General features: G+C 39.3%; 10 protein-coding genes. 2 read left to right on the forward strand and 8 right to left on the reverse strand.

What is annotated here, in order from left to right:
• The first annotated feature begins 82 nt into the window (after nucleotides 1-82).
• Nucleotides 83-472 carry a hypothetical protein gene (locus tag Q7657_RS03055; protein ID WP_053988822.1) on the forward strand — a complete coding sequence of 130 codons (390 nt, stop codon included), beginning with the start codon at nucleotides 83-85 and terminating at the stop codon, nucleotides 470-472.
• Between the two features lie 45 nt (nucleotides 473-517).
• On the opposite strand, the gene lplA is transcribed toward Q7657_RS03055, so the two are convergent.
• A complete protein-coding gene (gene lplA / locus Q7657_RS03060; RefSeq protein WP_107165966.1) occupies nucleotides 518-1537 on the reverse strand; it encodes a lipoate--protein ligase in 1020 nt (339 codons plus the stop codon).
• 732 nt (nucleotides 1538-2269) lie between these two features.
• The gene (locus Q7657_RS03065; protein ID WP_053988824.1) at nucleotides 2270-2965 is read right to left on the reverse strand and encodes a MaoC family dehydratase; all 696 of its coding nucleotides are present in this window, start codon (nucleotides 2963-2965) and stop codon (nucleotides 2270-2272) included.
• Nucleotides 2966-3315: 350 nt separating this feature from the next.
• Here Q7657_RS03065 and Q7657_RS03070 point away from each other — a divergent pair, with 350 nt between their 5' ends.
• Nucleotides 3316-5034 (forward strand): choice-of-anchor I family protein, encoded by a 1719-nt coding sequence (locus Q7657_RS03070; RefSeq protein ID WP_107165965.1) that lies wholly within the window; start codon nucleotides 3316-3318, stop codon nucleotides 5032-5034.
• 81 nt (nucleotides 5035-5115) lie between these two features.
• On the opposite strand, the gene Q7657_RS03075 is transcribed toward Q7657_RS03070, so the two are convergent.
• The 6 genes from Q7657_RS03075 to Q7657_RS03100 are packed head-to-tail and all read right to left on the reverse strand — an operon-like array spanning nucleotide 5116 to nucleotide 13161.
• Nucleotides 5116-7236 (reverse strand): type I secretion system permease/ATPase, encoded by a 2121-nt coding sequence (locus Q7657_RS03075; RefSeq protein WP_107165964.1) that lies wholly within the window; start codon nucleotides 7234-7236, stop codon nucleotides 5116-5118.
• Between the two features lies 1 nt (nucleotide 7237).
• On the reverse strand, nucleotides 7238-9166 hold the full coding sequence (locus Q7657_RS03080) for a bifunctional diguanylate cyclase/phosphodiesterase (protein WP_107165963.1): 1929 nt from the start codon (nucleotides 9164-9166) through the stop codon (nucleotides 7238-7240).
• Between the two features lie 13 nt (nucleotides 9167-9179).
• Nucleotides 9180-9833, reverse strand: coding sequence for a transglutaminase-like cysteine peptidase (locus Q7657_RS03085; RefSeq protein ID WP_053988828.1), 654 nt, complete (start codon nucleotides 9831-9833; stop codon nucleotides 9180-9182).
• 15 nt (nucleotides 9834-9848) lie between these two features.
• Nucleotides 9849-10439: an OmpA family protein gene (locus Q7657_RS03090; RefSeq protein WP_107165961.1), complete on the reverse strand. Its 591-nt coding sequence runs from the start codon at nucleotides 10437-10439 to the stop codon at nucleotides 9849-9851.
• Nucleotides 10440-10451: 12 nt separating this feature from the next.
• A complete protein-coding gene (locus Q7657_RS03095; RefSeq protein ID WP_107165960.1) occupies nucleotides 10452-11762 on the reverse strand; it encodes a TolC family outer membrane protein in 1311 nt (436 codons plus the stop codon).
• Nucleotides 11763-11766: 4 nt separating this feature from the next.
• Nucleotides 11767-13161: an HlyD family type I secretion periplasmic adaptor subunit gene (locus Q7657_RS03100; protein WP_053988831.1), complete on the reverse strand. Its 1395-nt coding sequence runs from the start codon at nucleotides 13159-13161 to the stop codon at nucleotides 11767-11769.
• Nucleotides 13162-13427: the final 266 nt, after the last annotated feature.

Consider the following 13427-nt stretch of genomic DNA (forward strand, 5'->3'; position numbering starts at 1 on the left):
GACATTCGCTATTTCGTGATATAGCAGAACTACACCTCTTACTATAGTTAAACTACCTATATGCCGTTAAATAGGTTGTATTATGCCCTTAATCGCGATTAAAGCTTTGCCTTTCGAGACTGGTGTTGAAATAGAAGATGCATTGAAGTCTTTATCAGAACAAATTTCGCTTCAGTGTAAAATAAAATTAGAACATATTATGATCACTTGGGAATGGATAAAGAACGATCATTATATTCATAATGGGGAAGTGGTAGATAAACAGCAGCAATTAACGCATCCGTTATTAGTTGAATTAACTGCACCTAATTATTACTCACAACAAAATATTATGTTTCTAATGGAACTGATAGCTAAAGATATATCATCAACTTTGCCGATTAATAAAGATAATGTATTTATAAGTTATACGCCAGCTTATAGTGATGGTGTTTATGATCATGGCTCGGTGATTAATTGGGATGATAGCTAATAAGCGACTCAGTGTTTATTATAGAAAGAGTCGCTTATTAATGAATTAGATAATGGTGTCTTTAAGCCATTGGTTAATGTCACCTAGCACATCTCGATGCTCAGGGTATTGCGTAATGAGTTGAGTTATCGCTGCATCGAATGCTGTCGCGTTATATTCGATGTCAAGTAACGCGGTTTCTAATAACTCGATAGGGGCCGGATCTAGGCTATCGGTAAAGGTTTTAATAGCAATAACACGGCCTTTTTTGACATCTAGATGTAACTCAACACCACCCCATGTGAAACGCTCATCGATGGTATGCATAAATTGGGGCGTGTTACCGAAGTTCCATTCCCAACTTGATTGAGTTTGGTACTTATCAGTAAAGCCTGGCATATCAGGTAGGTTTTCAGGTGAAATATATTCAACCTCTACCCGTTCATCATAGTGGGCAAAGAAAGCCTCTTTAATGGCTTCACAGACGCTATCGTGATTGATTTCAGAGTTTATATCACACAGGTTAGTTACACGTGAGCGTACCGAAGTGATCCCTTTTGCTTCCAGTTTCTTTTTATCGGGATTTAGATAATTTGCTAAGCGCGTGAGATCGGCATTGAGTAATAATGTACCGTGATGGAAACCGCGATCCATGGTTTCACGGTAAGCTGAACCTGAGAATTTTCTCTCATCTTCACCCACTTCAACAACCAGATCATTTCGACCTGTTGCTTTAGCATTTATGCCTAGTGTTTTTAATGCTGACAATACAATGTTAGTGGAAACATTCTTATCGTACTTTGGCTTACCTGCCATAAAAGTGAAGTTGGTATTACCCAAATCGTGAAAAACGGCACCACCACCACTTTGACGACGAGCCAGCGTGATCCCATCTTGCTCCATTTTTCCTGTATTACACTCTTTCCATGGGTTTTGAGCGCGACCAATAACGACAGTATCAGCATTACGCCATAAGAAGAGAACTTGTTGATCTGCTGGCATATTACGGAAAATCGCATCTTCAACAGCAAGGTTGAACCATGGGTGTGTAGATTGAGAAATAAAAACGCGAGTAGTGGATGGCATTAAGTATACCTGACTGTTACTTGAGAATATTTTTAAATTTACATGGTAAGTTTATGCAGGTAAAGCAGTATAACGTGCTGTTGGTGTGGAAGATAACGACAAATTCTGTCTTATATGGCAAAGCGATAAGAATGGTATTGGTAAAATAGAGGAGATGAAAAAAAACCAAATCATATACTATAAACTGGAAGAATATATGATTTGGTAACAGTGTTTTTTCGCTTTAGAGAGTCTTAATGCTTTCTAGTGCGTGTATTAAGCATAACATTGGCTGTTAAACGTATGTATAGCGATAATTGAAAGGTTAGGTTGATAACATAATGTTTTATTTTCTAACCTTTTCTTTTATTAAGCGTAGTCAAAGATATTTGACCTGAAAAGCCAATAGTTTAAAAAAGTTGCGATCAGAGCATGGCATAAAACCATGCTGCAGCTAATTATGAAAATACGTTTATTGTTGGCTTGTTTGTGCAGAAGGGGTAGGGCTTTCAACCTGAGTTACTACATCGTAGGTAATGAAGTAGCCAACGAGTAGGATAAGAGGGATAAATTTAAACCACTTTTTCATGATGAGATACCAATAGTCGGAATAGCTTTGTACCTTACCACCGTATTTAATTTGATAAAGATCGATTAATGAAAAGTTAGGTTTACCCTGAAGCAGCCTTGTGCTTGGATATTAAGATATAAAAAAGCCGAGCAGAGGCTCGGCTTGTATAATACGTTGATAATTTAGAAGTACAAACGTACAACAGATTCAGCAACACAACCTGGACGACGACAACCTTCAATTTCTACCGTGATTTCTTGAACAATTTCTAAACCACGTTTAATAGGTGTTACAGATTGAATTTTAGTACGTGCACGAACATTTGTGCCAGATTTCACTGGGTATGGGAAACGAACTTGGTTTAAACCGTAGTTCACCGTCATTTTTGCTGTTGGGAACTTCTGATTTGCAGGATCAACGCTATCTGTTAGTACAGACAGTAGTGATAGCGTTAAAAAGCCATGAGCAATAGTGGTTTTAAATGGTGATTCTGCTTGTGCACGCTCAGGATCTGTGTGGATCCATTGGTGATCTTCAGTGACATCAGCAAAACGATCAATACGAGACTGATCAACGGTTAACCATTGGCCAACATGGATCTCTTCGCCTAATGTTTCCAGTAATGTATTCATCAGCTTTTCAGCTTCAGGATGCATTTCAATCGGCTCTGGTTTTGCTGTTTCTACTGAGTTGCCATTCGCCACAGAGACTAAATTATGCTCTTTCACCCATGAAGCCAATTGGCTGTTGTTCGCTTTGTTTAGGAACTCAACCCAATAGTCACGGATTGTTGGTGATAGCCAGTCTTTAAATTCAAACTGGTGATGTGATAAAACTTCACGCTTACGTTTGATGAAATCGACTACTTTTTCTTTCATAGAGCATAACCTTCGTTGAAAATCCCACCTTTGGGGAGGGCGCGTATTGTAGCGATAATTTACATTCGCACAAATTTATTTGTGGAGTGTGTCGCACTATACGACTCATCCGATGAGTTGATTTTAGTTAAATCAATCAAATAGCGCAATCCAAAAAAGTGAATTAATCAGTTATGTTGCATTCATTTAAAAAATTTCCATTATTAAATGAATGACTTAGAGAGAGAGTTGTGATGTTAGGAAATATGAATTTTTTCTTAGTTGTCATAAATATATCCCACAATCGTAGTAAAAATTACATATAGCTTTGCAAAAGTGTGGCAGTTTTTTGTTAACGTTAAGGATTGACCGTGAAAAAACAATTATTGGCAGCACTAGTAATTTCTTCTTTATCCTCTTCATTTAATTTTGCCCACGCCACTGAAAAGCCATTTGAAATAAAACTTATTGGTCGCGCTTTATTAAATGCACAATCACCGGAAGGTGCAGCAGAAATTGTCGCTTATCAAAATAGTAAAAAACGAATTTTTGCCATCAACGGCTCAGGTAAAACATCTACAGTCGAAATTATTGATGCCGCTAAATTTAATGTATCTGATTTAAAACAATCTGCTAATGATGTAACTAATAATAGTAATCTATCTTCTGTTTATACAATTAATTTAGCAGAACATACGAAAGGTAATGCAAATAGCATTGCGATAGCGGAAAAACAGGCACTTGCTGCTGTGGCGATTGCTGCAGATAAAACCGGTGAAAAAGGCGCGATTGCTTTTTATGACATAAGTGGAGATAAGCCTGCTTTTATTAAGAATGTCGAAGTGGGCTATTTGCCTGATATGGTGACATTTACGCCAGATGAAACCAAAGTCATTGTTGCCAATGAAAGCGAGCCATCTGGTGATTATCTCATAGACCCAGAAGGATCGATTGGTATTATCACGATTGATAATGGAAAAATAGCTGATAAAGCAACATTACTAGGCTTTAGCCAATTTAATAAGCAGCAAGCCAAGCTTGAAAAACAAGGAATGGTTTTCTCAAATCCTAATGGACAGACTATAAAAGGTAAGAAAATTAGCACATCGGTTGCTCAAGATCTTGAGCCTGAATATGTCGCAGTATCAAAAGATAGCAAAACTGCTTATGTTTCATTGCAAGAAAATAACGGTATTGCGATTGTTGATCTGGCAACCAATAGCATTACTTTGCAAGGGCTAGGTTTTAAGGATTGGTCAAAATATAAAATGGACGCCTCTGATAAAGATGGTGGCATTAATATGCAGGCTTATCCTGGCTTATATGGCATGTACCAACCAGATACATTAGCGAGTTATAGTGTTAATGGTAAAAATTATATTGTGATTGCCAATGAAGGTGATGGGCGAGAGTATTTCTTTGATGCTAAAGATGAAGCGACTTGTAAAGCACAAGGTGGTGTTGATTTTGATAAGAAAGATGGCTGTGTCTCTTTTGTTAATGATATTCGCGCTAAGAAATTAACACTGGCAAGTAACTTTGATTATTTAAAAAATGATGAAAGTGATATTGGTCGTTTGAAAGTCAATCCTCAACTAGGTGATAAAGATGGCGATGGAAAATATGAAGCACTATATACCTTCGGTGGGCGTTCATTTTCTATTTTAGATAGCCAAGGTAAGATGATTTTTGATTCTGGTGATGAGATTGGACAGCTAACCGCTAAGATCCACGGTAAGGCATTTAATAATGATGAAGATGAAAATGCGGGTGATGCGCGTTCAGATGCAAAAGGTGCTGAACCTGAAGCATTAACGGTGGGTCAAGTAGGCGATAGAACATATGCTTTTATTGGCCTAGAGCGTATGGGGGGCGTGGTTGTTTATGATATTACGGAACCAAGTAAGGCGCATTATGTTGATTATTTTATCAATAGAGGTTTAGAAGAAGCTAAAGCGGTTACGGGGGATTTAGCACCGGAAGGGATGACATTTGTTTCTGCAAAAAACAGCGCAACAGGTAAGCCACTAGTTATTATTGGTAATGAAATTTCAGGCAGTGTTGCCGTGTGGGAAATCTCAACACAATAAACACATGGCTGATTTCTAGATAATAAAAAGCCGATAACAATTTAAGTTATCGGCTTTTTTTGATTATGTCGCTAAGGTGAATTAGCTTGCTTTTGGTTGAGCTACGTTACCTTCGCGAAGCGATTTTAATACCGTTTCTTTAGGACCATCGGCCACGATACGACCTTGTTCCATAACGATAAGGCGATCTACTACATCAAGCATGCTGGTTTTATGAGTGATCAGAATTAATGTTTCTTCCGGACTCATATTATGTAGCTGACGCTTGATGAACATTTCTGAGCGGTTATCCATGCTACTGGTTGGCTCATCCATGATCATCACAGGTGGATTTGATAAAAACGCACGAGCAATTGCAATTGCCTGACGTTGACCACCAGAAATAGCGTGACCACCTTCACCGATTTGTTTCTCAAGACCCGCTGCATCATGCTGAGTAAAGGCTGTTACACCAGCACGGTCTGCTGCATTTAGAATTTCCTTATCGCTTGCTAATGGACGGCCTAAGGTGATGTTGTCACGGATTGAACCAAAGAACAGCGTGATATCTTGTGGTACACAACCAATGTTACGACGAATATCAATGTGATGTAGCTGATTGATATCAGTATCATCAATTAATACAGAACCTTCCGTTGGCTTATACAAGCCCATTAATAGACGCTCTAAACTGGTTTTACCTGAGCCAATACGACCAATGATCGCTACTTTTTCACCAGGATTAATGGTGAGGTTAATATTCCTAAGCGCAGCATGGGTTGCATTAGGGTAGGCGAATGACACGTTATCAAATTCAATTTTTCCGCGAATAACAGGGCGGTGAATGTAACGCTTACCATCTTCTTGCTCCAACGGCATTGCCATTAGCTGCTCAAGGATTGTCATCGCAGATTTTGCTTGATTGTAACGCGTTGATAGTAAAGCAAGTTGCACTAAAGGACCGACAGCACGACCGCTTAACATGGTCGAAGCGATCAAGCCACCCATGCTCAAGTCACCGTTAGCAATCAGATAAACACCCACTACGATCATGGCAACAGATACAAACTGCTGTAAGAAACCGGCGGTGTTTTGCACGGAATCAGTCAAGCGACGGGTTTTTAAGCCCCAGTTTGACATGTGTGATACAGCTTCTTCCCAACGGTATTGGAATTGGTTTTGCGCACCAAACATTTTCACTGTTTCAAGGCCAGATAAGCTCTCGATGAGGTTTGCGTGTTTTTGAGAAGAAAGGCGTGAACCTTCTTCAATGCTGCGACGTAATGGGCGCTGAATTAAGAAGCTGTAAGCCACTAAGATCAGAACCGCAACCAAAGGTACTAACGCTAAAGGACCTGCAATAATGTAGATCACCAGCAAGAAGAACAGAGCAAAAGGTAAGTCAATCAGTGATGACACCGTTGCTGATGTAAAGAATTCACGGATTGATTCAAACTCTTGCAAATGGCGAGCAAAAGCACCAACAGAGGCTGGTTTTGCTTCCATACGAATACCCATGACACGACTAAAAATTTTAGCTGAAATGAGCAAATCTGATTTCTTACCAGCTAGATCGATAAAATAGCTTCGCAGTAGCTTTAATACTAAATCGAAGATAAAGATCACGCTGATACCGATTGCTAATACCCACAGTGAATCAAACGCTAAGTTAGGGACGATTTTGTCGTACACCAAGCGTGTGAATAGGGGAGCCGCAATAGCAAAAATATTAATTAAGATTGAGGCAATAAATACATCACGGTAAATGCTACGTGATTCCCATAGGGTGCTCCAAAACCAGTGACCATCACGGGTTTTTAAGATCTCCGGTGAACGCTCATCATAACGGAAACGTTTTTTGATCAGGAATAAACGACCAGAGTATTGCGCATTAAGCTCATCAAGCTTGATCCACTGTTCGCTACCGTCATTTTGCGGTAGCACAACTTCGGCTTCGCCTTTTTCTTTATCAATGCTTAAAACGACACAAGCTTCGCCACCTTTAAGTAGGGCAATAACAGGAAATAGGAGTGAAGAGAGACTCTCTAACTCCATTTTACTCTCTTTCGCTTGTAAGCCTGCCTTTTCTGCTGCACGCGGCAGTAGAAAAGGAGACAGTAAACCATCAGTTAGGGGTAAATCTGCAATTAGTGCGTCAGGTGAATTTGCCTGACCATAAAAGCGGCTGATGTATACGAGTGACTGCAGTAAAGGATCTTTCATTTTAATTCTCGTGTTTCAACTGATCAGTAACAAAACCTTGGAAGCCGAGAATATCCATTGCGGCTAATTTATCCTTTTGCTCAACTGTTTCAACACGTGTGGCGATTGTCTTCACAGACAAGTTGTTTGCCGTACGTGTAATAGATTGAAGTACATCTGTCTTAATCTGATCATCAAGTTGCGAAGTATACGCAAAGTCTAGTTTTACATAGCTTGGACGTAGTTTGTTTAAGTAGCCTGTAGAGCTGAAGTTGTGCCCATAATTATCAATACCGAATCGGAAACCATTTTGGTGAATGATTTCACACAGCAGTGATGCATTATCTACTTGTTTAATAAAGCAAATTTCAGGAAGTTCAAATAATACACGCTCTTTTAGTTGTGGTGTTGATTTTAACTTACTGTTTAACCAGCGAATAAAGCCAGTATCGTTGATGCTGCTTTGAGTAATGTTGATAGCAACAGGAACTGATTTCGGATTTTGTTCTAATTGATTGAATAGCTGTTCAACGATGTAGCGGTCAAAGTTAGCACCTTCGTTTAGCTGTTCAATCGCCGATAAGAATTGGCCTGCATTGTAACGTTGGTTATCTTTTTTTATGTAGGCAAATGCTTCTTTATGGATTGTATTGTTTGCAACATCGATAGCTTTTTGGAACGTAAAGTGAATCAGCTTATTAGCAATAGCTTCTTCAACTAGCGCTTTCCACTGCTGCTTACCTAGGGTTGGCATTTCTTTTTTGTCGCTAGGCTCAATAATTGCTAATGGTTCTTTTGGTTCTTGGCGAGCTTTGGTTAATGAGTTATCTGCACTTGCTAATAGAGTAGAAATAGTTTCATTTTCAGAACAAAGTACGATGCCAACGGCAGCATTGAGTGGGGCAATACCAAGAGGATCAGCATTAAGATCTGATGTCATTGATAGCATTTTTCGACCAGCTTGAATTAACTCATCTTTTGTTGCATTCGGTGAGATTAAAGCGAACTCAGATTGGTTTAAGCGAGCAATGGTTACATCATCATTTGCCAAGTCTTTTAAGCGGGCAGACAGCTCTTGAACGAGTTTATCACCAGACTCATAGCCAGATTGTGCGTAGCTATCTTCAATTGCATCTGCTTTTAACAACACCATACCGCCGTTAGGTTTGCATGAAAGCCATGAATTGATTTTTGATAGTAAGTAACTGCGGTTCGCAAGGCCAGATACAGGATCTTGGTATGCACGAATACGTAAGTTATCTGCTTCTTGTGCCTGTTGTTCAAAATGGCTTTGTAACTGTTCACTCATTGCGTTAAACGCAGTAACAACGTCTGCCAGATCACGAGTACGTGGTGTTGGTAAAGATGAAGTAAAGTGCTGAGTAGCCATTTCTTTTGCACTTTTCTGAATTTGTTTTAGTGGCTCTAGTACTTTTCTTAATACTACTGACAAGATAATTGCGCCGATAACAGAGCACACCACAAAGCCAAGCATTAGTTGTAGTGTCGCTTTCCATAACTGTTGGTAAGCAGACGCAGGGCTACTGGTAACCGTCAGGTTTGCAAGTTGCATCCAACCACTGGTTAAAGTCGTTGATTGGGTAATCGGTTTAATACTTACTAATGTTTGGAACCAGTCAGGAACACCAGCGATTGACTGAGGGTATTGACGAACAATCTCCTTATCAGAATCAAGTAGTGACAGTTTTACTTCACTGTAAAAGCTTGAGTCGAACGTTGCATTAATTACAGATTCTGCCGAAACCATATCTTTGTTTTCAAGGTAAGGAGAAAGGGCAAAACCGACTGAACTTATTGCATTACTCAATTCTGTTGATTGCTGGTGTACAAGGTAGTCTTTGGTAGTGTTAAATTGGATAGCAAAGACTGCACTTATCAGCGCGAAGAATACAACTAGCATCCATAATAGAAGTTGTCGGTAAAGTGTCATTGGTGTTCACTCGTTAATAAGTATTTTTAGGGCGGTGTAATATTATTTTATTAGAACGATTACGAAGATCATTCCATAGACTTAAGCGTGACGCTTTGCCTGCAACTTGGGTTTGGCCTTGTTTTTTGATCAGCCATAATTTGCTACCGTTAAAGCTATAGATAGGTAGTAAATCTTTTCTTTGTGTTGCAGGTAAAATTTCGCCTTTGAGATTATCTAAAATCACAGGTACAGAGGAGGGAGTAGGATAGTAGGCAACTACCATGTGAAATTGATTTAATTCAAGGGCCTTAACGTAAACTAGTCTTAATTTTTTGTCAGGAACGCCGAGCTCTCTTAAAGCTTGGTATTTTGCGATACTGAAATCTTCACAGTCACCAGCACCAACACCTACGAATTCATAAGGTGTAGCCCAGTAGTCTTCTTTTCCCCAAAGTTTCTGATCGCTAATAAAAACAAATTGGTTAAAGAAGTTATTGACAGCACGTAGCTTTTGCCTTTCCGATAAATGCTGTGAATTTTGGATTAGCGCTCGCCATGCCGTTGCTCGTTTGCCAGCCCGTTCCCCATAAAATTGCTTTATTTTATCGATCTGTTGTTTGTTGCTGGCAGCAAACACGTTCGCTGCCAGCACAAAACACAGTATCCAGAATGTTATTTTCTTCAACGTGGATTCTATCTATTAGTTTTCACGAACCGTGTAGATAGTCCATTCTTTCACAACATCGCCTTGAGAGCCAACAACTTGAGCCACAACACGACGGCTAAGTGTATTACTTTCTTCAACATCGTCAGCTTTAACTGGATCGCTGTCACCAAAACCAACAGTCTTAATGCGAGCTGGTGATACGCCTTCAGTGATCAATGCTTGGCGAATAGCTTGTGCACGACGCTTAGACAGAGCAACGTTGTAAGATGCGCTACCTACTGGACTTGCATAGCCTTTCAGTTCAATGTGTGTATCAGGATATTTCGCTAAGAATGCACTCATGTTAGCGATATTTTCCATGTAACTTTCTGGGATTTCTGAAGAGTCATTCGCAAATAGCACGTGAATGTTATTTTCTTCAGAGTTTTTCACAAACGTTGGACAACCATCGTTATCAACCACAGCATCAATAGGCGTATCTGCGCAACGGTCACGTTGATTAATCACACCATCACTGTCTTGGTCGTAAAGGTTTTTAGTTTGTTTTGCCACTGGTGGCTGTTGAACAGTTAATGAACAACCAAATAGAGATAAAGCCAGTAAACCAGTAATTACGTATTTCATTCTTAAATCCTCTTATTTAACTGACTTAGCCCAAGTTTCAGGGATGTCAACACGCATCTCATCAAGGATCAGACCGGTTGCGTTAAGTACACGGTATTTCGCTAAAATGCCGTCGTACTCAGCCGTTAAATAAGCTTTTCGTGCTTCAAATAGTTCGTTTTCAGTGTTTAGAACGTCAAGTAGTGTACGTTGACCGATCTTAAATTGCTTTTCATATGCAATAACAGTGCGTGCAGAAGCATCAACGTGTTCTTGTAGGAACAGTTTTTGGTTCTTAGCTAAATCAAGCGCACTCCAAGATAGGCGTGTACCTTCTTCTAACATGTGATGAGCACGATCACGGATGTCTTTAGATTTATTGATTTGGTAAGCCGCACGGCGAGACTTAGCAACATCACTACCACCATTAAATAGGTTGTAGCGCATTTTCAGCATCGCTTTAAGCTCATCAGTATTGCCTTCGACACCATTTAGATCGTCACCCCATTCTTGAGATGCTTCGATAGTAAATGAAGGGTAGAAAGTACCTGTTGCTTGCTTGTATTGGTATTCAGCCGCATCAACATCGTTAGCTGCCATATGTACAACAGGGTTGTATTTATTGGCTTTTTCTAACGCATCATCTAGCGATTTTGGTAAATAATTTACGTCTACTTCTGGCTTAACAAGATCTTTTGGATACTGGCCTACAACACGAATAAACTGGGTGATCTTGTCATGTAAATTACTTTTTGCTGAAAGTAGGTTAGCGTTAGAACTTGCTAAACGACCTTCAACTTGTGCTAGATCGGCTGTTGAACCAATACCTGAATCAGCACGTTTTTTGATATCTGAATACATTTTTTGGTGAACTTTTAGGTTCGATTCAGACAGTGCTAGGACATCTTGTGCATGCAATACGTTTAAGTATGCTTCTGTTGCTTTCAGTGCTTTGTCTTGAGCATCAGATAGTAATTGGTAACGTTCAGCTTCTGTTTCAGATTTATTACGTTGAATGTCATTGTACGTAATAGAACCATCCCAAATAAGCTGGCGGATATTAATCGATGCGCTACGAGGATCCGTTTCTGACTTTAAATTTGAGTTATTGTATTTGTTATAGCCAACACCCGCTTCAAGATCGACAGAAGGTAAGTAGTCACCTTTAGACGCATTGATTAATTCATGCTTACTTTGGAATTCATTGTAAGCACTCTTAATTTCTGGGTTTGTCGAAATAGTTTCCGCTACTGCTTGCTCCAGTGACTGTGCCATTACTGGTGCAGTAACACATTGAAGACCAACGAGAAGGGCTGCTTTTTTTAATTTATGTTTCATCGTCATTTTATTATTCTCTTAACGCCGTGTGACGCGCTTTGAGGACTGGTTTAAGAAGATAATCAAGAACAGAGCGTTTGCCTGTAATGATATCAGCTGTGGCTGTCATACCAGGAATAATGGGCAGAGCCTCCCCATCGGGTCCCTTCAAACTACTTGCATCAGTACGAATCCTTACTTGGTAAAAACTATTACCTTCTTTGTCTTGAATTGTATCTGCACTGATGGTTTCGAGTGTTCCATGTAAACCGCCATAGTTAGTAAAATCATAGGCACTAAATTTAATTATCGCTGGTAAATTTGGTCGTAGGAAACCAATATCTTGTGGCGCAATTTTAGCTTCTATGAGTAACGTGTCTTCAGTTGGGACTATTTCAACTAACGGCATGCCGGGTTGAATAACGCCACCTACTGTATTCACGTGGATCTTTTGAATCGTACCGTTAACAGGCGAAACAACAGTGGTTCGTTTAACACGATCTTCTAGACCAATTTGTGTTTCGCTAAGGCTTGATAATTTATCGCTTGTTTCATTCAGTTGCGCTTGAATATCTGAGCGGAACTGCAAAGCAATATCAATGTATTTAAATCCCGCTTCTTGAATGGCCGCTTGGGTCACTGGGATCTGCATTTTTGCTGAGTTCAGATCACGTTTGGTATCGTTGAGTGAGCGTTGTAATTTTAATAGCTCAATACGCGGTACCACGCCTTCTTCAGCAAGTGGTTTTGTAATGTTGTACTCTTTCATCGCAATGCCGTAACTGCTTTGTAAGTTACTTACACGAGAACGTGTTTCTGCTAATTCTCTTTCTTTTTGCGATGCTTGTTGTGAGGCAACTTCAAGCTGGTTTTGTAAATTGTTTAATTTATCTGTAAATTGGTTTAGTTGACGACGTACCAATTCAGGGTGTGCTTTTTTAAATGCATCATCAAATACAGGTGGCTTACTCTCAACGGTGACACTGTTACGCCATTTGGTGTTATCTGTTTTATTGTTAACCGTTACACTAGCGAGTAGGGCATTTAAACGTAGAGAATCGGCTTGCATTGCAGCTAAGCTCTGCGTTTTCTCTTTAAAATCTGATTTAAACTGCGTGTCATCAATTAAAAGTAAGGTTTGACCTTTCTTTACTTGTTCGCCTTCTTTAACCAGTACCTTCTTAACAATACCGCCTTCTAAGTTTTGTACGACTTGTAATTGTGACGATGGGATCACTTTACCTGAGCCTGTTGTGACTTTGTCGAGCTTAGCAAAATATGCCCATATAAAAGCAGTAATAAAAAAGAGCACCATTACCCATAAGATAACACGTGCACTTTTTGGGGTGTTAAGTAACAAAGCAGCCGACTTATCATCGACAAAATCTAGATTACTAGCAGCAACAGGGGTGTCTTTTTTGCTCATTATCTATCCAAGTCAGGAAATCACTAAGGGTCAGTGATCGTCTAATTTTTTAATATTTATTTGTAAAATAAAATGTCATTCCTAATGATTTTTTTATCAGGTACATGACCATTTGGTGATATAGCTATCAATAATTTATTGAAGTATATTGTACATTAATTGCATACGACAAGGGTATTTTTGGTTGCGTCTCATATAAATATTGTTACAAAGACTTACAAAAATACAATTGTATTTTAATTAGGCATTGCCAATGATATGACGTC

This window comes from Candidatus Photobacterium acropomis (assembly GCF_030685555.1).
In the GTDB taxonomy this organism is placed as follows: Bacteria; Pseudomonadota; Gammaproteobacteria; order Enterobacterales; family Vibrionaceae; genus Photobacterium; species Photobacterium lucens.

Excerpts from the sequence above, each read along its gene's own strand:
- Q7657_RS03080 (WP_107165963.1), bottom strand. The coding sequence starts at position 9,166 with ATGACACTTTACCGACAACTTCTATTATGGATGCTAGTTGTATTCTTC.
- Q7657_RS03065 (WP_053988824.1), bottom strand. The coding sequence starts at position 2,965 with ATGAAAGAAAAAGTAGTCGATTTCATCAAACGTAAGCGTGAAGTTTTA.
- Q7657_RS03095 (WP_107165960.1), bottom strand. The coding sequence starts at position 11,762 with ATGACGATGAAACATAAATTAAAAAAAGCAGCCCTTCTCGTTGGTCTT.
- Q7657_RS03075 (WP_107165964.1), bottom strand. The coding sequence starts at position 7,236 with ATGAAAGATCCTTTACTGCAGTCACTCGTATACATCAGCCGCTTTTAT.
- Q7657_RS03100 (WP_053988831.1), bottom strand. The coding sequence starts at position 13,161 with ATGAGCAAAAAAGACACCCCTGTTGCTGCTAGTAATCTAGATTTTGTC.
- Q7657_RS03055 (WP_053988822.1), top strand. The coding sequence starts at position 83 with ATGCCCTTAATCGCGATTAAAGCTTTGCCTTTCGAGACTGGTGTTGAA.
- Q7657_RS03090 (WP_107165961.1), bottom strand. The coding sequence starts at position 10,439 with ATGAAATACGTAATTACTGGTTTACTGGCTTTATCTCTATTTGGTTGT.
- lplA (WP_107165966.1), bottom strand. The coding sequence starts at position 1,537 with ATGCCATCCACTACTCGCGTTTTTATTTCTCAATCTACACACCCATGG.